Annotated in this window: 19 protein-coding genes; 8 read left to right on the forward strand and 11 right to left on the reverse strand. The window is 67.8% G+C overall.

Annotated features, from left to right (window positions below; translation table 11 throughout):
- The first annotated feature begins 53 nt into the window (after positions 1-53).
- Complete coding sequence (locus ACTG4X_RS12255; protein WP_179830459.1) at positions 54-749, forward strand: GntR family transcriptional regulator; 696 nt, start codon at positions 54-56, stop codon at positions 747-749.
- Between the two features lie 10 nt (positions 750-759).
- Here the strand turns inward: ACTG4X_RS12255 and ACTG4X_RS12260 are convergent, their stop codons facing one another.
- On the reverse strand, positions 760-1,629 hold the full coding sequence (locus ACTG4X_RS12260) for a MurR/RpiR family transcriptional regulator (RefSeq protein ID WP_097199530.1): 870 nt from the start codon (positions 1,627-1,629) through the stop codon (positions 760-762).
- A gap of 137 nt (positions 1,630-1,766) precedes the next feature.
- Here ACTG4X_RS12260 and ACTG4X_RS12265 point away from each other — a divergent pair, with 137 nt between their 5' ends.
- The 3 genes from ACTG4X_RS12265 to ACTG4X_RS12275 are packed head-to-tail and all read left to right on the forward strand — an operon-like array spanning position 1,767 to position 4,736.
- Positions 1,767-3,101, forward strand: coding sequence for an aspartate aminotransferase family protein (locus tag ACTG4X_RS12265; RefSeq protein ID WP_097199529.1), 1,335 nt, complete (start codon positions 1,767-1,769; stop codon positions 3,099-3,101).
- Positions 3,102-3,156: 55 nt separating this feature from the next.
- Complete coding sequence (locus tag ACTG4X_RS12270; protein ID WP_440533887.1) at positions 3,157-4,068, forward strand: transporter substrate-binding domain-containing protein; 912 nt, start codon at positions 3,157-3,159, stop codon at positions 4,066-4,068.
- 23 nt (positions 4,069-4,091) lie between these two features.
- The gene (locus ACTG4X_RS12275) at positions 4,092-4,736 is read left to right on the forward strand and encodes an aspartate/glutamate racemase family protein (protein WP_097199528.1); all 645 of its coding nucleotides are present in this window, start codon (positions 4,092-4,094) and stop codon (positions 4,734-4,736) included.
- Here the strand turns inward: ACTG4X_RS12275 and ACTG4X_RS12280 are convergent.
- Positions 4,730-5,614 carry a hypothetical protein gene (locus tag ACTG4X_RS12280; protein ID WP_097199527.1) on the reverse strand — a complete coding sequence of 295 codons (885 nt, stop codon included), beginning with the start codon at positions 5,612-5,614 and terminating at the stop codon, positions 4,730-4,732. The genes ACTG4X_RS12275 and ACTG4X_RS12280 overlap by 7 nt on opposite strands.
- Positions 5,615-5,762: 148 nt before the next feature.
- Between ACTG4X_RS12280 and ACTG4X_RS12285 the strand changes: the two genes are divergently transcribed.
- Positions 5,763-6,590, forward strand: a complete 828-nt coding sequence (locus ACTG4X_RS12285) for an undecaprenyl-diphosphate phosphatase (protein ID WP_093059047.1) — start codon at positions 5,763-5,765, stop codon at positions 6,588-6,590.
- Between the two features lie 15 nt (positions 6,591-6,605).
- On the opposite strand, the gene ACTG4X_RS12290 is transcribed toward ACTG4X_RS12285, so the two are convergent.
- The gene (locus tag ACTG4X_RS12290) at positions 6,606-7,415 is read right to left on the reverse strand and encodes an IclR family transcriptional regulator (protein WP_097199526.1); all 810 of its coding nucleotides are present in this window, start codon (positions 7,413-7,415) and stop codon (positions 6,606-6,608) included.
- A 113-nt stretch (positions 7,416-7,528) separates the two neighbouring features.
- Between ACTG4X_RS12290 and ACTG4X_RS12295 the strand changes: the two genes are divergently transcribed.
- Both ACTG4X_RS12295 and ACTG4X_RS12300 read left to right on the forward strand, forming a co-directional pair.
- Complete coding sequence (locus ACTG4X_RS12295; protein WP_440533888.1) at positions 7,529-8,488, forward strand: Bug family tripartite tricarboxylate transporter substrate binding protein; 960 nt, start codon at positions 7,529-7,531, stop codon at positions 8,486-8,488.
- A gap of 10 nt (positions 8,489-8,498) precedes the next feature.
- On the forward strand, positions 8,499-10,847 hold the full coding sequence (locus tag ACTG4X_RS12300) for a cytochrome P450/oxidoreductase (protein WP_440533889.1): 2,349 nt from the start codon (positions 8,499-8,501) through the stop codon (positions 10,845-10,847).
- On the opposite strand, the gene ACTG4X_RS12305 is transcribed toward ACTG4X_RS12300, so the two are convergent.
- From ACTG4X_RS12305 to ACTG4X_RS12330, 6 genes are all read right to left on the reverse strand, one after another.
- Complete coding sequence (locus ACTG4X_RS12305; RefSeq protein ID WP_097199523.1) at positions 10,848-12,755, reverse strand: sensor histidine kinase; 1,908 nt, start codon at positions 12,753-12,755, stop codon at positions 10,848-10,850. It abuts the gene before it with no gap.
- Positions 12,665-13,381: a response regulator transcription factor gene (locus ACTG4X_RS12310; RefSeq protein ID WP_093177752.1), complete on the reverse strand. Its 717-nt coding sequence runs from the start codon at positions 13,379-13,381 to the stop codon at positions 12,665-12,667. Before ACTG4X_RS12310 ends, ACTG4X_RS12305 begins: the two co-directional genes overlap by 91 nt.
- 47 nt (positions 13,382-13,428) lie before the next feature.
- The gene (locus ACTG4X_RS12315) at positions 13,429-14,049 is read right to left on the reverse strand and encodes a GNAT family N-acetyltransferase (RefSeq protein WP_440533890.1); all 621 of its coding nucleotides are present in this window, start codon (positions 14,047-14,049) and stop codon (positions 13,429-13,431) included.
- Positions 14,050-14,100: 51 nt separating this feature from the next.
- Positions 14,101-14,904 carry an SDR family NAD(P)-dependent oxidoreductase gene (locus tag ACTG4X_RS12320; RefSeq protein ID WP_440533891.1) on the reverse strand — a complete coding sequence of 268 codons (804 nt, stop codon included), beginning with the start codon at positions 14,902-14,904 and terminating at the stop codon, positions 14,101-14,103.
- 103 nt (positions 14,905-15,007) lie between these two features.
- Positions 15,008-15,388: a YciI family protein gene (locus ACTG4X_RS12325; protein WP_093177748.1), complete on the reverse strand. Its 381-nt coding sequence runs from the start codon at positions 15,386-15,388 to the stop codon at positions 15,008-15,010.
- 40 nt (positions 15,389-15,428) lie between these two features.
- Positions 15,429-16,676 (reverse strand): RNA polymerase sigma factor, encoded by a 1,248-nt coding sequence (locus ACTG4X_RS12330; RefSeq protein ID WP_440533892.1) that lies wholly within the window; start codon positions 16,674-16,676, stop codon positions 15,429-15,431.
- A 127-nt stretch (positions 16,677-16,803) separates the two neighbouring features.
- On the opposite strand from ACTG4X_RS12330, the gene ACTG4X_RS12335 reads away from it, so the two are divergent.
- Positions 16,804-18,276, forward strand: coding sequence for an amidase (locus tag ACTG4X_RS12335; protein ID WP_440533893.1), 1,473 nt, complete (start codon positions 16,804-16,806; stop codon positions 18,274-18,276).
- A 12-nt stretch (positions 18,277-18,288) separates the two neighbouring features.
- Here the strand turns inward: ACTG4X_RS12335 and ACTG4X_RS12340 are convergent, their stop codons facing one another.
- Positions 18,289-19,101 carry an alpha/beta hydrolase gene (locus ACTG4X_RS12340; RefSeq protein ID WP_354337544.1) on the reverse strand — a complete coding sequence of 271 codons (813 nt, stop codon included), beginning with the start codon at positions 19,099-19,101 and terminating at the stop codon, positions 18,289-18,291.
- A gap of 5 nt (positions 19,102-19,106) precedes the next feature.
- The gene (locus ACTG4X_RS12345; protein ID WP_440534385.1) at positions 19,107-19,946 is read right to left on the reverse strand and encodes a peptidase; all 840 of its coding nucleotides are present in this window, start codon (positions 19,944-19,946) and stop codon (positions 19,107-19,109) included.
- Positions 19,947-19,952: the final 6 nt, after the last annotated feature.

A 19,952-nucleotide genomic window follows, 5' to 3' on the forward strand; every position in this document is an offset into this window, starting at 1 on the left:
GTTCCCGACTTTCGATGACCCCCCCAGACCCCTCTCGGACACGAGCGTTGTCCGTGGCCGACACGCTGCGCAATCGCATCTTCGATGGTGTGATTGCCCCTGGCTCCCATTTGATGGAGATCTCGCTCGCCAACGAACTTGGCGTGTCGCGCACTCCTGTGCGCGGCGCCATGGCGCGGCTGGCCGACGAGGGGCTGCTGTTGTATCTGCCCAACAAGGGCTTCCAGGTGCGCCGCTTCAACGCCAAGGACGTGTTCGACGCCTTCAGCGTGCGTGCCACGCTGGAGGGCATGTGCTGCCGCCTGATCAGCGAGCGCGGTCTCGAAGGCGGAGCCCTGGCGCAATTGACGGCCATGCTCGACGAGCAGTACGAAGTGCTGCACGGCAGAGGCGAATGGACTGACGTCCGGGCCGAGTGCTGGCAGGACCTGAACCAGGCCTTTCACAACAAGCTGCTGACACTGGCGGACAACCGCTGGCTGACCGAGGCGGTGCAGCGAGCCAGCCAGTTGCCGATCATCTTCGACAGCAAGCTGCGTCCGCACAACCGCGACGCGTCGATGCAGCTGTACCGCCACGAGCAGGCTCTGCAGGCGCTGGAAGAGCACTGCCGCATCGTCGAGGCGCTGGGCCGGCAGGAAGCCTCCGGCGCCGAAACCGCCATGCGCGACCACATCATCGCCAACCGCGACCTGCTGGTGCTTCACCTGAGCCAGCAGGCCGCCGGCCGCACCCGGGCGCTGATCTGAGCTCCTGGCCCTAGCTGCCGCGCGCCGCCGGCGGCGTGAGGTAGGCCCCCGATTCGAACAGCTGCGCCTCCGCCTGGTCGATGCGCCGGATCACCGGCTTGCCCGCGCGGCTGGCCAGCAGCTCGACCAGCGCTTCCGTCACAGCCACCCCGGCCGCGACCGACGGGAAGAACGAAGGGCTGTTGATCGTGAAGAGCAGCGTCTCGTCCGCCAGCAGCGACAGCGGCGAGGTCATGCTGTCGGTAATGGCGACGATGCGGCAACCCGCCGCCTTGGCCGCCTGCGCCACCTGCAGCGCCTCGCGCGAGTAGGGCACGAAGCTCGCCACCACCAGCGCGTCGCCCTTGGCGAAGGCTCGTTGCTGCATTTCCAGCGAGCCGCCCTGGCCATCGACAAGGTGCACGCTGGCGCGGAAGAGCCGGTACACGTAGACGAATGAAAAAGCGATCGGAAAGCACGCCCTGAACCCCGCGGCGTGCACTGTCGGGGCCTTCTCGATCAGCGCGCAGGCCTTTTGCAGCGCCTGCTCGCTCTGCTGGTGCGTGGCTTCGAGATTGCGGCGCTGCACCTCGAACATTTCGCCGGTCAGCGTCTGGTCCTTGGCGCGGCTGACGAGCTGCTTGGCGCGACCGCCGTAGGTTTCGGCGGAGCCCAGGCCCATGTCGGCGGCGAAGGCTTCCTTGAGCTGCGGCCAGCCTTCGAAGCCCAGATGCTGCGCGAAACGCACGAGGGTGGCGGGCGTGCTCTGCGAGCGCGTGCCGACGTTGCGCATCGAGCCCGTGACCACCTCGTTCGGATGGTCGAGCACGTAGCGCGCCACCTGCTGCAGGGCGGGGCTCAGTTCGTTGAAACGCTGGCGGATCTGCTCTCGGGCGCCCATGGTGGTGTCTCTCTTCGGCTGTCGTTGGAACAAATGTACCGGAGGGGTTGAATGGCGGCAGTTGACGGAACAAATGTTCCAAACAATAATCCGGCGGAAACGTTAGTTCCAACCCGAGAGTCCAGTTGCCAGCCCCCATGACGCACGTCTTCCACCGCCACCTTCGCCAGACCCCGCCCGTTGCCGCCGGCTCCCACGGCATGTTCATCCGCGACGCCGAAGGCCGCGAATACCTCGACGCCTCTGGCGGCGCGGCGGTGTCGTCGCTCGGCCATGCGCACCCCGAGGTGCTGGCCGCCATGCACGCACAGATCGACAAGCTCGCCTATGCGCACACCAGCTTCTTCACGAGCGAAGTGGCCGAGCAACTGGCCGACGAAATGATCGGTTCCGCCCCCGAGGGCATGAGCCACGTGTACCTGGTTAGCGGTGGCTCGGAAGCGGTGGAGTCGGCGCTGAAGATGGCGCGCCAATACTTTGTCGAAATCGGCCAGCCGCAGCGCACGCACTTCATTGCGCGCCGCCAGAGCTACCACGGCAACACGCTGGGCGCGCTGGCCGTGGGCGGCAACGCATGGCGTCGCGAGCCCTTCGCACCCATCCTCGTGCCGGCCACGCACGTGTCGCCCTGCTACCCGTACCGCGAGCAACGCGACGACGAAAGCGCCGGGCAGTACGGCCTGCGCCTGGCGGCAGAGCTCGAAGCGGCCATCCTCGCGCAGGGTGCTGACCGCGTGATCGCCTTCGTGGCAGAAACCGTCGGCGGCGCCACGGCCGGCGTGCTCACGCCGGTGCCGGGCTACTTCAAGGCGGTGCGCGCGGTGTGCGACAAATACGGCGTGCTGTTGATCCTCGACGAGGTGATGTGCGGCATGGGCCGCACCGGCTCGCTGCACGCTTGCGAGCAGGAGGGCGTGGTGCCCGATCTCATGACCGTCGCCAAGGGCCTGGGCGGCGGCTACCAGCCGATAGGCGCTGTGCTGGCGCAGCGCCGCATCGTCGAGGCCATGTCCAGCGGCAGCGGCTTCTTCCAGCACGGCCACACCTACCTCGGCCACCCGATGGCTTGCGCTGCTGCGCTCGCGGTACAGCAGGTGATCCGGCGCGACGGGCTGGTCGCCAAGGTGCGCGAAGACGGCGTTGCCTTCGGCGCGATGCTGGCCGAGGCGGTGGGCGCGCACCCGCACGTGGGTGACATCCGCGGCCGCGGCTTCTTCTGGGGTATCGAGCTGGTGGCCGACCGCGCGAGCAAGACGCCCTTCGATCCGGCGCTGAAGGTCAACGCCACCGTCAAGAAGGACGCCATGGCGCGCGGCCTGCTGTGCTACCCCTTCGGCGGCACGGTCGATGGCCGGCTGGGCGACCACGTGCTGCTGGCGCCGCCCTTCATTGCCACGCGGCAAGACCTGCAGGAGATCGCCGCGCGGCTCGCGGCCTCCATCGATGCGGTCACACGCGCCGCCGCGCGCTGAGCGCTACCACTTTCCCATCCGCTTTTTCTTCAACCATCGTTCCGAGGAGCGTTCCATGCCCAAGCTTCGTCTGCCGTTTCCCTTTGGTGCCGCGCTCGCGGTGATTTTTGCGGCCTTCATGCCGCTCACGGCCGCGCAGGCCCAGGAAAGCGACACGCTCGCCAAGATCAAGGCCAGCGGCGCCATCACCTTCGGCTACCGGGAGTCGTCCTTCGGCTTTTCGTACCTCGACGGCAACCTCAAGCCCGTGGGCTACAGCATCGAGATCTGCAACCGCATCGTCGAGGCGGTGAAGAGCGAGCTGAAGATGCCGGCCATCGAGATCAAGTACCAGGCCGTCACCTCGGCCAATCGCATTCCGCTGGTGCAGAACGGCACGGTCGACATCGAATGCGGCTCCACCACCAACCTGATCGAGCGGCAGAAGCAGGTGGCGTTTTCGCCGGACATCTTCCGCTACAACGTGCGCATGCTGGTGAAGGCCGATTCGGGCATCAAGAGCATTGCCGACCTGCAGGGCAAGACGGTGGCCACCACCAGCGGCACCACCTCGTTCCGCCTGCTGCGCGAGGCCGACCGTGGCCGCAGCCTTGAAGTGAACAACCTCGCGGGCAAGGACCACAGCGACTCCTTCCTGCTGGTGGAAAGCGGCCGCGCCCAGGCCTTCGTGCTCGACGACATCCTGCTGGCCGGGCAGATCGCGAATGCGCGCAACCCGAAGGACTTCATCATCACCGGCGAGAGCCTGCGCACCGAGAACCAGTCGCTGATGTTCCGCAAGGACGACCCGGCCTTCAAGGCGCTGGTCGACCGCGTGGTGTCGGGCATGATGAAGTCGGGCGAGATGGAAAAGCTCTATGCCAAGTGGTTCATGTCGCCGATTCCGCCGAAGGGCATCAACATCAACTACCCGCTGAATGCCGAGACGAAGGAAGCGTTCGCCAATCCTTCTTCCAAAGGCATCTGAGCTTTTGAAGAGCCTCTGAATTCATGACCCGCATTGCCCTGATCCACGCGCTCTCGCACTCCGTCGCGCCCATCAACGAAGCCTTCGCGCGCGACTGGCCCGAGGCCGTGCGCATGAACCTGCTCGACGACAGTCTCTCGGCCGACCTGGCGCGCAACGGGAAGGGGCTCGACGCCGCGATGCACGAGCGCTTCCAGCGCCTGGCGCAATACGCGGTCGATACGGGCGCGCAGGGCATTCTCTTCACCTGCTCGGCCTTCGGGCCGTGCATCGAGGCGGTGGCGCGGCGGCATGCGGGCATTCCGGTGCTCAAGCCCAACGAGGCCATGATCGACGAGGCGGCGCAAGGGCAGGGGCGGCTCGGGTTGATCGCGACCTTTGCGCCCACGCTGGCCTCGATGCCGCCGGAGTTTCCGCAAGGCACAGCACTCGAAACCGCGCTGGCCGAGGGTGCACTCGACGCCCTGAATGCCGGCGATGTGCAGCGACACGATGCCCTGATCGCCGCGCAGGCTGTGGCGCTGCGAGAGCGCGGCTGCACGCGCATTGCACTGGCGCAGTTCAGCATGGCCAGGGCACGCGCTGCCTGCGAGGCCGCCAGCGGCCTGCCGGTGCTGACCACGGTCGACAGCGCGGTGCGCGCGCTGCGCCGGCGCACGGCTCAGTAGCGTGAGCGCGAGCCTTCGATGACCGAGAACAGCGCCGTGATCGCGATCTGGGCCGCGTCGCTGCGCCCCAGGTTGCGGGTGAGGCCGGTTTCGCGGTCGGTTGCTTCCAGGCCCTGCGACAGGCGCCGGTAGATGTCCGCCGAGGGCATGCTCGCCGAGGTGCCCAGCGCGTCGCAGTAGGTGTCGGTGAGAACGCCCGCGAGCTGTTCGCTCTGTGCGTTCGACAGCTTCATCGGGTCGCCCGCGAACATGGCGGCGATGCAGTGCATCAGGTAGGCCTGTGTTTCGAGCGAGAACGACTGTTGCCGCACGTAGCATTCCACGGCCGCCCAGAAGAGCGGCTCCGAAGTGCGGCGCCAGGCCTCCAGCACCTTGCGCGCCTTGGCCACCAGGTCCGCGTGCGTGTCGCCGGGCTCGGTGGGGCGCAGCGCCAGGCCCTGCAGGGTGAGTGCAGCTTCGGAACCGGACACGCCGAGGATGAAGCTCCAGAACTTCCAGCGGGCGTACCACTTCTTGTCGTGCGCCGGGTCTAGCGGCTCGAGCAGCCAGAAGTCGATGCTCTGCGCGGCATCGCCGTGCTGTTCGGCCAGGTGGCCGTCGCCGAGGTCGAGTGCCTGCATGCCCGACTGCATGCGGTCGGCCGCGATGTGGCCCTGCGCGACGATGCCGGCGCTCGAGCCCGAGCGGTCGATGTCGAGCAGCCGCTGCATCAGCTGCTGCAGTTCGTGGGCCGACGCGCCGGTGGCCTCGGTAACGCGCCGCATCGAGGCGCACTGCTCGCGCTCGAGGTCCTGTGCATTCTTGCGACGGTCTTCGCCGTGGTCGTCGACGGTCGAGGTATGTTCTTCGTGCCCGTTGGCGGGCATTGGCGTTCGCATTTGGCGCAAGCTCCTTCGGACATCACACATGCCCGGTAATGCACTACTTTGTGTTAACGCACTGCATCTGAACATCACCGGAACTGGGGATCCTGAATTCCTCCTGACCGACCCATCGTGATAATGGCTGCTCTTAAAAGGAGTACGCGTGGATATTGTTTTGCTGGCCAAGGCCGCCGTCATGGGCATCGTCGAGGGGCTGACCGAATTCCTTCCGATCTCATCGACCGGCCATCTGATTCTTGCGGGCTCGCTGCTCGGCGGCTTCGGCGACAACCGGGGCAAGGTTTTCGAGATCGCCATCCAGACCGGCGCGATCTTCGCGGTGATCCTGGTCTATTGGCAGAAGATCAAATCGACCGTTGTCGCATTGCCGCGGCAACCGAAGGCACAGCGACTGGCGCTGAACATCTTCATCGGCTTTCTTCCCGCGGTGGTGCTGGGCCTGCTGTTCGGCAAGGTCATCAAGGAGCACCTGTTCATTCCGACCGTGGTGGCAAGCACCTTCATCATCGGCGGCTTCATCATCTTGTGGGCAGAGAAGCGGCCGCCGGGCTCGGTGCGCGTCGAGCACGTGGACGACCTGACGCCGTGGGACGCGCTGAAGGTCGGCCTGGTGCAGTGCTTCGCGATGATCCCGGGCACCAGCCGCAGCGGCTCGACCATCATCGGCGGCATGCTGCTGGGCCTGTCGCGCCAGGCGGCGACCGATTTCTCGTTCTTCCTTGCCATTCCGACGCTGATCGGCGCAGGGCTCTACAGCATCTACAAGGAGCGCGCGGCGCTGTCGATGGCCGACATCCCGCTGTTCGCCGTGGGGCTGGTGTTCTCGTTCATCAGCGCCTGGCTGTGCGTGCGCTGGCTGCTGAAGTTCATCAGCACCCACAACTTCATTCCGTTCGCCTGGTACCGCATTGCCTTCGGCATCCTGGTGCTGGCCACGGCGTGGACCGGCACGGTGGTCTGGGCCGATTGATTCGGCTCTGAAGCTTCAGGCTGCGGCGCCCAGCAGGGCGCTGGCGGCCCGGGCCTCCTGCCGCACCGCCGTGGCAATGGGCCCGTCGATGGCCGGATCGAAGCCCCCCGTGGCGCCCAGTGCGGTGATCACGGCGCACACCCGGCCCGCATAGTCGTACACCGGCGCCGCCACGGCGCTGATGCCGCGCAGGTAGGTGTCTTTCACGCTGGCGCAGTGCGCCTGCCGCACCTCGCGGCGCAAATGCCCGATCGGGTCTTTCGCGTCGAGCTGCGCCCGCATTTCGGGCGTGGCCTCGCCCAGCTCCTGTTCGGCCAGCGCCAGCACGCGCGATTCGTCGAGCAGCCCCAGGAAGGCGCGGCCGGTGGCCGACCACAGCATCGACATCACCGAGCCGGCGCGCACGTTCACTGTCACCGGCAGGCCCGGTTCCTCGAAACGCACTATGGTCGGGCCCTTGTTTCCCATGACCGCGACGAAGCACGTCACCTCCAGCGACTCGCGCAGGCGGATCAGGCAGGGCTCGGCCGCGCGGATCGGGTCAGCCTGCCGCATGGCAGCCAGGCCGATCTGGATGGCTTCGGTGCCCAGGTAGTAGTGCTGCGAAGCGGCGTCCTGCAGCACGAGGCCCGCTTCCATCAGGCTGGCGAGGTAGCGGTGAACCTTGGCCGGGCTCTCGGCGACGTGCGTCGACAACGCCGTGAGGCTGCTGCGGCCGCCCAGGTGCGCCAGCCCCTTGAGCACGGCCATGCCGGTTTCGGCGGATTGCACGCGCTGGCGGCGCTCGCGGGCAGGGGAGCTGGGTTCCGGGGATGAGGAGGTCATGTCGCCTTCATGTTATGTGCTCGGTCCGCATGGCAGGGTAAACCCGCGATTTTGTGATTACGCTATGCGTATGATAATTACGCAATACACAATATCCAATCCGGAGACACCCCATGAAGAAGTGCATTGCCGTGATCCTTTCGCTGGCAGCTGCTGCCAGCGCAAGCGCCCAGACCTTTCCCGCCAAGCCGATCCGCTGGATCGTTCCGTACGCGGCCGGCGGCGGTTCCGATTTCCTCGCGCGCACGGTCGCCCAGACGCTGTCCACCCAGGTCGCGCAGCCGGTGCTGGTGGACAACAAGCCCGGCGGCAACACCGCGCTGGCCGCCGCCGAAACCGCGCGTGCCCCGGCCGACGGCTACACCATCCTCTCGGCCGACAACGGCACGCTGGTCTTCAACCCCGCGCTCTACAAGTCGCTGAGCTACAGCCCGACGAAAGACCTCGCGCCCGTCACGCTGATGGGCAAGTTCCCGATGATCCTGGTGGTTGGCGCGAACTCGGGCTTCGCCTCGGCCAAGGACTTCATCGCCCAGGCCAGGGCCAAGCCCGGCGGCATCAACTACGCCTCGGCCGGCGCGGGCAGCCCGCACCACCTCGCGATGGAGCTGCTGAAGGTGGAGGCGAAGCTCTTCATGGTTCACGTGCCGTACCGCGGCGCGGCGCCGGCACTGGCCGACGTGGTCGGCGGGCAACTGCCGGCCATGATGGTCGACCTGGCCGCGGGCTCCGGCTTCATCAAGGGCGGCAAGGTGCGCGCGCTGGCCGTGGCCAACCCCACCCGCCTGCCGCAGCTGCCCGACGTGCCCACCTTCGCCGAGCTCGGCTACAAGAACGTCGAGGCTGCCGCGCTGGTCGGCGTGGTGGTGCCCTCGGCCACGTCGCCGGAGGTAGTGAACACGCTCAACCGCCAGATCGTCGCGGCCATCAACGAGCCTTCGGTGCGCACGCGCATGGTCGATTTCGGCGTGGAGCCGGTGGGCAACACGCCAGCCCAGTACACCGAGCTGCTGAAGAACGAAACCGTGCGCTGGCACAAGCTGATCCGCGACCTGAAGATCACTCTCGACTGAGTCTGCCGCCATGCCCGACACCGCCTTGCCATCGCGCACTTCCGGCTGCCCCGTCGCGCACGGGCCGCTGTCTTCCGAGCGCACGCCCACGGGCTGCCCCGTGAGCCAGCGCGCCGCCGGCTTCGACCCGTTCGAAGACGGCTACCAGCAGGACCCGCCCGAGTACGTGCGCTGGGCGCGCGAGCAGGAGCCCATCTTCTACAGCCCCAAGCTGGGCTACTGGGTGCTCACGCGCTATGCGGACATCAAGGCGGTGTTCCGCGACAACATCACCTTCAGCCCGTCGAACGCGCTGGAAAAGATCACGCCCACCGGCGAGGAAGCCAACGCGGTGCTCGCCTCGTACGGCTTCGCGCTGAACCGCACGCTGGTCAACGAAGACGAGCCCGCCCACATGCCGCGCCGCCGCGCGTTGATGGACCCGTTCACGCCGGAGGCGCTGAAGCACCACGAGCCGATGGTGCGCGAGCTGGCCCGCGCGTATGTCGACCGCTTCATCGACGACGGCAAGGCCGATCTCGTCGACCAGATGCTGTGGGAAATTCCGCTCACCGTGGCGCTGCACTTCCTTGGCGTGCCCGAGGAAGACATGGACACGCTGCGCAAATATTCCATCGCGCACACGGTCAACACCTGGGGCCGCCCGAAGCCTGAGGAGCAGGTGGCCGTGGCGCACGCGGTCGGCAACTTCTGGCAGTACGCCGGCAAGGTGCTCGAGAAGATGCGGCAAGACCCCGACGCACCCGGCTGGATGCAGTACGGCATCCGCAAGCAGATGCTGCACCCCGAGGTGGTGACCGACTCGTACCTGCACTCGATGATGATGGCCGGCATCGTGGCCGCGCACGAGACCACTGCCAACGCCACGGCCAACGCGATGAAGCTGCTGCTGCAGCACCCCGACGTGTGGCGCGAGCTGTGCGAAGACCCGGGGCTCATTCCCAACGCGGTGGAAGAGTGCCTGCGCCACAACGGCTCGGTGGCCGCATGGCGCCGGCTCGTCACGAAAGACACGCAGATCGACGGCGTCGACCTGCCGGCGGGCTCGCGCCTGCTGATCGTCACCTCGTCGGCCAACCACGACGAAGGGCACTTCGCCGATGCCGACCTGTTCGACATCCGCCGCGACAACGCCAGCGACCATCTCACCTTCGGCTACGGCTCGCACCAGTGCATGGGCAAGAACCTGGCGCGCATGGAAATGCAGATCTTCCTGGAGGAGTTCACGCGCCGGTTGCCGCACATGCGGCTGTCGGAGCAGCGCTTCACCTACGTGCCGAACACTTCGTTCCGCGGGCCCGAGCACCTGTGGGTGGAATGGGACCCGGCGGCCAACCCCGAGCGCGCGAACAAGGGCCTGCGCGATGTGCAGGTGCCCGTGCGCATCGGCGAACCTTCGGCGCATTCGATCGCGAGGCCCGTGGTGGTCGAGCGCGTGACGCCGGCGGCCGATGGCATCGTCAAGCTGCGCCTCGTCTCGCCCGACGGCAAGCCGCTGCCGCGCTGGACGCCTGGCTCGCACATCGACGTCGAATGCGGCACGCCCGAGCTGTCGCGCCAGTACTCGCTGTGCGGCGACCCCGACGAGGCGGGCGTGCTGGAAATCGCCGTGCTGCACGAGCCCGATGGGCGCGGGGGCTCGGCATGGGTGCATGCGAACGTGAAGCCGGGCGACCGGCTGCGCATTCGCGGTCCGCGCAACCACTTTCGCCTCGACGAGTCGCTGAAGAAGGCGATCTTCATTGCCGGCGGCATCGGCATCACGCCGGTCAGCGCGATGGCGCGGCGCGCGAAGGCGCTGGGCATGGACTACGAACTGCACTACAGCGGCCGCAGCCGCACGAGCATGGCCTTCGTCGACGAGCTGGCCGCGCTGCATGGTGAACGCCTGCACGTGCACGCTGCCGACGAAGGGCGCCGCAACGATCTGCAGGCCCTGCTCGCGCAACCCGTGCCCGGCGCACAGGTCTATGCCTGCGGCCCGCTGCGAATGCTCGAAGCGCTTGAAAGCTGCTGCGCCGCGTGGCCCGAAGGCGCGCTGCGCGTGGAGCATTTCGAGTCGACGCTCGCCACGCTCGATCCGTCGAAGGAGCACGCCTTCGAGGTCGAGCTGAAAGACTCCGGCCTCGTCCTCACCGTGCCGCCCGACCAGACCCTGCTGACCGCGCTGCGCGCCGCGAACGTCGACGTGCAGAGCGATTGCGAAGAAGGCCTGTGTGGCTCGTGCGAAGTGCGCGTGCTCTCCGGCAAGGTCGATCACCGCGACGTGGTGCTCACGCGTACGGAGCGCGACGCCAACACGAAGATGATGGCCTGCTGCTCGCGTGCCTGCGAAGGGCGGCTGGTGCTCGAACTCTAGTCAGCTCGCGAGTGGCATTCGCAGTGCAACCTGCGTCTCGCCGGGGCGCGACTGCAACTGCAGCTCGGCGCCGAGGCGGCGCGCCCGCGTGCGCAGGCTGCGCAACCCTGCGCCGCCGGCTTCGCCAGTGCCTTCGACCGCAAAGCCGCGCCCGTCATCGCGCACGCTGAGCCGGAGCTCGGCGCCCGCGCGCGCCACGGTCACGTCCACGCGCCGGCTCGCGCTGTGCTTGAGCACATTGGTCAGCGCCTCCTGCAGGAAGCGCATCAGGTCGAGGCTCTGCGAAGGCGGCAGTTCGAGCGTGTCGATGCCCGACACCTGCCAGCGGCAGTCGATGCCGTTGGCGTCGAGCAGTTGGGCGCTGCGGTGGCGCAGCGGCGCCAGCAGCTCGCCGAGTGCACGGGCGCCGTCGTCGCGGCCGGTGGCGTCGATGATCAGCCGCAGGTCGTCGCGCAGGCGCTTGAGCATGGCGAGCAGCTCGGGCGCGCTGAGGTTCTCGGGCGTGCGCTCCAGCGTGGCGATGCTGCCCACCAGCATGCCGCCGAGGCCGTCGTGCAGGTCGCTCACCAGGTTCACGCGTTCGCCGATGCGCGCATGCGTCAGCTCCAGCGCGTGCTGCTGCGCCAGCGTGGCGGCGAGGTCGGCCTTGGCCGCGTTCACTTCCTCGATCAGCTCGGTGTTGAAGTTCTCGATGCGCTTGAGGCTCTTCACGAACTGCGCGGCCAGCGTCAGCGCCATGCCCAGCAGCAGGATGTACGAAGACATCGTCGTGTAGTAGGTGTTGCTGTCGATCACCTGCGTGAACACCAGCAGGTCGTGCGCGTCCGTCAGCGCCGACACCGCCATGAACGGCGCGAGCGAGCGCATCGGGCTGTTTCGGTGGCGCAGGGCGTGGACGATCGAGGTGCCGTTCACCGCGATGACGGTGAAGCCGCCCACCAGCGTCCAGATGGCGCGGTGCGCGATCAGGTCTGCGTGGGGCGCCAGCCACAGGTCGAGCACGCCGACCACCGCAACCAGCAGCGCCGCACCCTCCAGCCGGGGCATGCGCCGCCCGCAGAAGCGCAGCGCGAAGACGACGTAGGAAACGCCGAAGACCAGCAGCGTCGAGATGTTCAGCGCCTGCCAGCTGTGGTTGCTGGCAAAGGGCCAGGGGCTGGTTGCGATCTGGTTGTAGCCGAACAGCAGCCACAGCACGGACATCAGCGCGAACCATCCGTAGGCCGTCTCGCGCCGACGCAGCAGCCACAGGGCGGCGAAGAAGGCCGAGGCCGCCGCGCTCACCGCGAGGCCCAGCACCTGCAGGTCGCGGCGCACGAGGCGCTCCTGCTCGAACTCCGCCTGCATCGCGGCAGGCGTGCCCAGGCTCACCGGCCCCAGCCCCGCCTGATAGGCGAACAGGCCCGATACGCGCACCAGCAGCGTGTTGGTGCCGGGCCTGAGCAGCGGCGGCGCCAGCAGCCAGTAGCGCGGTGTGTTCCAGGCGCGCGTGAGCGGCTCGACCAGGCTGTCGTCGCGCGAGATCGGCGTGCCGTTGAGCGACACCTCGCCGGCCATGTTGAGGTAGTGCAGCAGCAGGCCGGTTTCGCGCACCTGCTCCGGCTCCTGCCACGTCAGCCGGTACCAGACCACGCCGTCGAAGCCGGGCCAGCGCGTGGCCCAGCTGTCGGGCAGGGTGACGGGTGCCCAGCCTTCAGCGGGCGGGGCCGTGTCGTTCCAGCCGGTGCCGCGCACGGCTTCGACGTGCAGCGCGGGCGCGGCGGTTGCCTGGGCGAAGGCCGGGCTGGCCGCAAGAAGCAGGAGGAGCAGCGCGCCCGTCAGCGCAGCAAGCCATGTCTTCGCGCCTGAAAGACGGCTTCGGTGCGCGAATTGACGGCCAGCTTGCGGTAGATGTTCTTGGTGTGGCATTCCACGGTCAGTCTGGAGATCGACAGCGACTCGGCCATGTCGCGATTGCTCAGGCCTTGCGACACGAGCTCGAGGATCTTGCGCTCGCGGCGCGTCAGCGGGGCCAGTCCATCGGCGGCGGGTGCGGCGCCGGAGGCTTGCACCTGCGCGTCGGCCGTCGGCTGGTGCGTTGCGAGCCACGCGAGGATGTGGCGCGCGATGCTGGGGTCGATGGGCGCACCGCCCTGTTCGATGCTGCGCAGCGCGATGCCGAGTTCGACGTCGTCACGCTCTTTCAGCAGATAGCCGATGGCGCCCGCGCGCAGTGCCGCGAAGATGATTTCCTCGGTGCGCCAGGCCGATATCACCACCGCCGGAATGCCCGGGTGGTGCGCCTGCAGCCAGTCGATGAGCTCCACGCCGCTGCCGTCGGGCAGACCGATGTCCACCAGCACCACGCCGTAGCCATGCTCGCCGAGCAGTTGCTGCGCCCCGGCGACGCTGTCGGTCACCGCAATGCGCTCCTCGTTGCAGCCGAGCGTGGAGAGCACGTAGCGCAGGCGAGCCTGCATGGCGGGGTCGTCCTCGACGATGAGGGCGGGGCTCAGCGAGACGGGTTCGGCGTCTTCGATCGGGAGAGGGGACATGCGGCGGATTCTTCGGCCAGCGCGGCGCGACGGGTAACGGTATTTGCTTATTTTCCGTGGTTGTTGCGAAGTATGTCCGCGGCGGGCCGGCACATGATCGCGTACGCCGAGTTCGTGACCGGCTCCAGGTGTTCCGCCGCGCTGCGAAAGCCCAGCCGCTCGTAGAACGCCACGCTGGGCGGCGTGAAGGTTTCCAGGAAGCACGGCGCGCCTGCCGCGTCGGCTTCGACCAGCGTTGGCGCCAGCAGCTGCGCACCCAGCCCGCGCCCCTGTGCGGCGGGCGAGATGCCGAGGATTGACAGGTACCAGGCCCCAGCCGGCACCACGGCCGGCGCACGCGCGGCCATGAATTCGACGATGCGGTGGTAGTTGTCGTAGCCGCGCGGGCCCAGTGTGCTCGCGAGGAATTCGTTCTTTGCCGCCGACTCGGCTGCGTCAACATCATTCGTGCGCGGCAGCAGCCAGGCCGCCGCGCCGAGCTTGCCGTCTTCCGTCGCCAGGAAGCGCCCGGTTCGCGCGGCCTCGCCCAGCGAGTAGGCGAAGTACCTGGCGAGCACCGCCTTGCGGGTCGGCATGTCGTGCTCGAAGTCGGCGGAGATTGCGAGATAGAACGGATCGACGATGAGTGCGTCGGCCAATGCGGGCGCTGACGGGAGTTCGAGAGACATGCGGAGGTCGGCAAGGTTCAGGATGACCTGCGCGATTCTAGGGAGCCGCCCTCAGTCCAGCGTGACGCCGCCGCTGAGGTTCAGCACCGCGCCTGTCATCGCGCCAGCGCCTTCCGATGCGGCGAACAGCGCGGCGGCCGCCATCTGGTCGAGCGAGGGAAGCCGCTTCACGAGCAGGCCGGCTGGCTTGTCCGCGAGCATCTGCTCGACCGTGATCCCCATGCTCTCCGCGGCCGGGCGGAACACTTCGTAGGAATGCGAGCCGCCGAACGCCGCTTCGGGAATGGCGTGCGAGCGGATGCACACCGTGCGGATGTTGAAGGCTGCCAGCTCGCCGGCCATGTGGCGCGACAACGCCTCCACGCCCGCGCAGGCCACCGCGTGGCCCAGATAGCCCGGGCCGGGCAGGCGCGAAGCCGGTGTCGACACTGAAAGGATCACGCCGCCGCCGCGCTTTGCCATGTGCGGCGCGACGGCCTTGGCCGTGAGAAAGGGGCTGCGGGTGTAGGCGTGCACGGGCACGAAGAAGTCTTCCAGCGACAGCGCCGACAGCGGCGTGCCCTGCACGTGCAGGATGCCGATGGCGTTGAGCGCGATGTCGATGCCGCCGGCGCGTTCGGCCACCTCGCCGGCGTGGCGGACCATGGCCTGCTCGTCGAGCGCATCGACCACCGCCGCCTCGGCGCGGCCGCCCTCGGCCACGATGGCCTGCACCGCCGCATCGAGCCTGGCGCGGTTGCGCCCCGTGATGAACACCCGGGCGCCTTCGCGGGCAAAGGCGCGGGCCACCGCGCCGCCGATGGCGCCGCTGCCGCCATGAATCACCAAGCACCGGTCCTTGAATGTCTGGGACATCGTCTTCTCCTTGGGTTGCCGCCCGCGACATGCGGGCGTTCCAGCCAAGGACGGACGGCGGCGGCGCGATCCGACAACGCTGCCGAAAAAATCTTCCGCAGCTTCAGACCTGCGGAATCCGCGCCGGAATCACGCCGGGGTCGTACCAGGTGATCGGCCTGATCTCGAACACGCCGGTCTCGAAGGCCAGCCGGTGCGCGGCATGCGTGGCCTCCTCGACGGTTTCGCACTCCACGATGTAGATGCCCATCAGCTGTTCTTTTGTCTCGGCAAAGGGGCCATCGGTGACCAGCGGGTGCATGTCGCCCGCGCGGCGCACCGTGGTGGCCACGTTCGGCATCAGCCGCAGCACCGTGCCGAGCCGGCCCTGCGCCTGCAGGTCGTCGCGCAGGTCGGTGTGGCGATCGAGCATCTCCTCTTCGACGCCGGGCTCCCAGGCGGCCACCGCGGATTCGGAACCGTAGATGAGGATGGAATAGAGCATGGTCTTCCTTTTTCTGGCTGTGGTTCGTGGTTCGGGAGGATCAATGCGGCGCGCCGAGGCGGTCGAGCATCGTTCGGATGTGCGCCGCCTCCGCCGCCGTGCGGGCCAAGCCGAGGGCGCGCGCGAAGGCGGCATGGGCTTCCTCGCCGTGGCCGAGCTGCATCAGCAGCGTGCCCTGCAGGCCGTGGAAGTGGAAGTAGTCGGCCAGTGCACCGGCCAGCGGTTCCGTCAGCGCCAGCGCCACCTGCGGCCCGTGCAGCTTGTGCACGGCCACTGCGCGGTTCAGCGTGACGACCGGCGAGGGCTGAAGGGTTTCGAGCGCTACGTAGAGACGGTCGATCTCGGCCCAGTTCGTGTCTTCGGCGCGTGTGGCCTGCGCGTGGGTGGCTGCGATGGCCGCCTGCAGCTGGTAGGGGCCGGGCCGGCGTTGCCGCAGCGCGCCTTCGACCAGCGCAAGGCCCTCGCCGATCAGCGTACGGTTCCAGCGCGCGCGGTCCTGGTCTTCGAGCAGCATGAGCATGCCGCCGGCATCGAGCCGCGCATCGGCGCGCGCATGCTGCAGCAGGAGCAGGGCGGCAAGGCCCATCAGCTCGGGCTCGTCGGGAAAGATCGCGAGCAGCAGCCGCGCGAGGCGTATCGCCTCTTCGCACAACGCTGCGCGCACGTGCTCGGTGCCGCCGCTGGCCGAGTAGCCTTCGTTGAACAGCAGGTAGACCGTGGTGCACACGGCGGCCAGCCGCTCGCCGCGCTCGCGCCGGCCCGGCGTGTCGAAGGAAATGCCGGCCGACGCCACGCGCTTCTTGGCGCGCGTGATGCGCTGCTCCATCGCGCTTTCGCCAACGAGGAAGGCACGCGCGATCTCCTGCACCGAAAGGCCTGAGACGATGCGCAGCGCCAATGCGATCTGCTGCGTGAGCGGCAGCTCGGGGTGGCAGCAGACGAACAGCAGGCGCAGCACGTCGTCGCGGTAGTGGGCGTGGTCAAGCTGCTCGACGAGCCGGGCCTCGGAGTCTTCGAGATCGGAGATGAGCGTGTCGTCCTCGGGCAGCGCGTCGTGCCGGTTGCGCTGGCGCACCTCGTCGAGCGCCGCATTGCGCCCCACGAAGATCAGCCAGGCCAGCGGATCGCGCGGCGGGCCGCTTGCGGGCCAGTGCTGCAGGGCGCGCAGGCTGGCTTCCTGGAAGGCTTCCTCGGCCGTGTCCAGCTCGCGGAAGTAGCGCAGCAGCGCCGCCACCGCGCGGGGGCGCGAGGCGGTCAGCGTGGTGGCGATCCAGGCGGTGTCGGTCATGCGATGCGCTCGTTGTCCCTCGTTCCTGCTCACCCAAGGACGAGCGAGTATGCGTCGCGCCGACACGCTCGGCAAAATCGGGCGCTCAGTCCTTGAAACGAAATCTCGAAAGAATGGAGCACCGCGGATGACGCTGGCAATGAGCTGGAACGAATGGGCCGATCACGACGGCATCGGGTTGGCCGAGAGGGTCCGCAAGGGCGACGTGACGGCGGCGGAGCTGGCGGCGCAGGCCGCGGCGGGCATCGCGAAGCTCAACCCGCAACTCGATGCGGTGGTCGAGGTGTTCGACGACGTGGTGGCCGATCCGCTGAAGGACGGCATGAACCCCGATGGCGTGTTCGCGGGCCTGCCCTACCTGATGAAGGATCTCGGGCCGACGCTGAAGGGCCGGCTGCAGGAATTCGGCTCGATGATGATGCAGGGCCATCGCCCGGCGGCCGACAGCTTTCTTACGCAGCAGCTACGCAAGGCGGGCCTCAACATCGTGGGCCGCAGCACGACGCCGGAGTTCGGCGTGTGCAGCTCGGCGGAGAACGCGCTGCACACCACGCGCAACCCCTGGGACCTCGAATACACCACCTGCGGCTCGTCGGCCGGTACGGCCGCCGCCGTTGCCGCCGGTGTGCTGCCGCTCTCGCATGCCACCGACGGCGGCGGCTCCATCCGCATTCCGGCGGGCGTGAACGGCAACATCGGCCTGAAGGTGTCGCGTGGCGTGTTCTCGCTGGCGCCGGGCCTGTCGGACCTCTCGGGGTTGGTGTCGATCCAGGGCTGCCACAGCCGCACGGTGCGCGACACCGCCGCCTTCGTCGACCACTGCCGCGGCGGCGCGCCCGGCGAGTTCATGCCCTTCTGGTCGCCGGCCGAGCCGTACAGCGAACTCATCCGGCGCGACCCGGGCCGCCTGCGCATCGCGCTGTCGCACGAGTGGGGCGACTTCCGTGCAACGCCGCATTTCGTGGCCGAGTTGGAGCGCGTCGGCAAGTTTCTCGAAGGGCTGGGCCATCACGTCGAATGGGTGCTGCCCGAGGTCGATTTCAAAGCCGCCTTTGCCGCGCAGACCACCTGCTACATCAGCAACTTCGCGCAGGTCATCGACGGCCACCTGCACCGGCTGGGGCTGGAGCGCCCGCCGGCCGAGCTGCTGGAGCCGATCAACATCAAGATCTGGGAAGCCGGGCTGCACACCTCGTACACCGAGCGCTCGAAGATGCAGGCGGTGTTCAACACCACCTCGCGCGCCTTCGGCGACTTCTTCCAGCGCTGGGACATCATCCTGACGCCGATCACCGCGCTGCCCACGCCCAAGGTCGGCACCAGCGAGTACCTGACGACGAGCACGAACCCGTCCGTCTACGACTGGTTCGCCAACCTCTGGCAGAACTTCGCGTACACGCCGCTGGCCAACCTGTGCGGCATGCCGGGCATCTCGCTGCCGATGGCCTCGCAGGAAAACGGCATGCCGCTGGGCATCCAGGCACAGGCGGCGCAGGCGAACGACGGGCTGCTGCTGCAGCTGGCCGCGCAGATCGAGCGGGCGCTAGATGGCAAGTGGAATGCGGGCCGGCGGCCCGGGGTGCACGTCACCCAGGGGTGACGGCGCGGTCGCTCAGAGCAGGTTGCGCAGCGCGGCTTCGATGGCCGCGGCTGTTGCCAGCGGCTTTTCCATCGGGAAGAGGTGCGTGCCGTCCATCATGGCGATGCGGCCCTTGGTGACCTGCTCGGTCATCGCCATGCCCACCCGCTTCATCTCGGCCGACTGGCGCCCGCCGATGAAGGCCGCCTTGCACTTGAGCGGGTGCGCGCGCAGAAGCGCGCCGAGGTTGTGGGGCAGGGTGTTGTAGATGGCGGTCTCGACGTCGCGGTCGAAGCTCAGTGACCGGCCGTCCTCGCCAGCTTTGTCTGCATCGAAGGTGCCGTGGTCGATGTAGTCGTGCAGCACCTGCTCGTCCCACTTCGCGAACGCCTTCTTGCTGCGGAAATGCTCGAACACCGCCTCGCGATGCTCCCAGCTGTTCTTGCGCTTGCGGCTGATGGCGCCGGGCGAAATGCTCTTCATGAGCGGCGTGCGCTTGACCACGTTGAGCGTGTTCGCGCGCCAGCCGCCGAGGATGGGCGAGTCGATCAGCACCACACCGCGCGCCAGCTCCGGGTGCAACGCCGCGCACATCAGGCTCAGGAATCCGCCAAGCGAATGGCCGATCAGGAACACCGGTCCGCCTGCGCGGTCGGCACGCAGCTTCGCAAAGTCGGCCAGCTGCTGCACCAGGTGCGGCCAGTTGTCGGTGACGGGGTACTTCGGGTCGTGCCCGAATTTCTCGATGGCATCGACCTCGAAGCCGCGGTTGCGCAGGCTGTCGAGGACGACGCGGTAGGTGCTCGCGGGAAAGCTGTTGCCGTGCGAGAAGACGACCGGAGGCACGGGGGTCAGATCAGCTTTTCGTCTGGCGTGGAAATCTTGCGCAGCGGGCTGTGGCGCGTTGCGGGCATCTTCAGCGGATGCTCGGTCTGGCTGTCGTCCCACACCGGGTCTTCGATGCTGTCGAACACCTCGCGCAGCTTCTGGCCCCAGCTGCTGTGCACCATGCGGTAGTAGGGGTTGTCGGCGTCGATGCAGATCACGCGGTCGGTTTCGAGCTTGTTGGCCTCGTACACCACCAGGTCGAGCGGCAGGCCGACCGACAGGTTCGACTTCATGGTCGAGTCCATCGACACCAGTGCGCACTTGGCTGCCTCGTCGAGCGGCGTCTCGGGCGTGAGCACGCGGTCGAGCACGGGCTTGCCGTACTTCGATTCGCCGACCTGGAAGTAGGGCGTCTCGGTGGTGGCTTCGATGAAGTTGCCGGCCGCGTAGACCAGGAAGAGGCGCATGCCTTCGCCCTTGACCTGCCCGCCGAAGATGAAGGACACGTTGAAGTCCAGCCCCGCATGCTTGAGTGCCTCGGCATCGCGGTCGTACACGTGGCGCACCGCCGAGCCGAGCACGCGCGCGGCATCGAACATGCTCTTCGCGTTCCAGATGGTGATGGGCTCGCCCTGCGTACCGTCTTCGCGGGTTTCGCGCAGCTCCTCGACCTGGAGGATTTCTCGCACCGACTGCGAGATGCTCAGGTTGCCCGACGACAGCAGCACCATGACGCGGTCGCCCGGCTGCTCGTAGACGATCATCTTGCGGAAGGTGCTGATGTGGTCCACGCCCGCGTTGGTGCGCGAGTCGGAGAGAAACACCAGGCCGGCGTTGAGTTTGATGCCTACGCAGTAAGTCATGGGTTC

The organism is Variovorax sp. YR566 (assembly GCF_051992195.1).
GTDB lineage: Bacteria > Pseudomonadota > Gammaproteobacteria > Burkholderiales > Burkholderiaceae_C > Variovorax.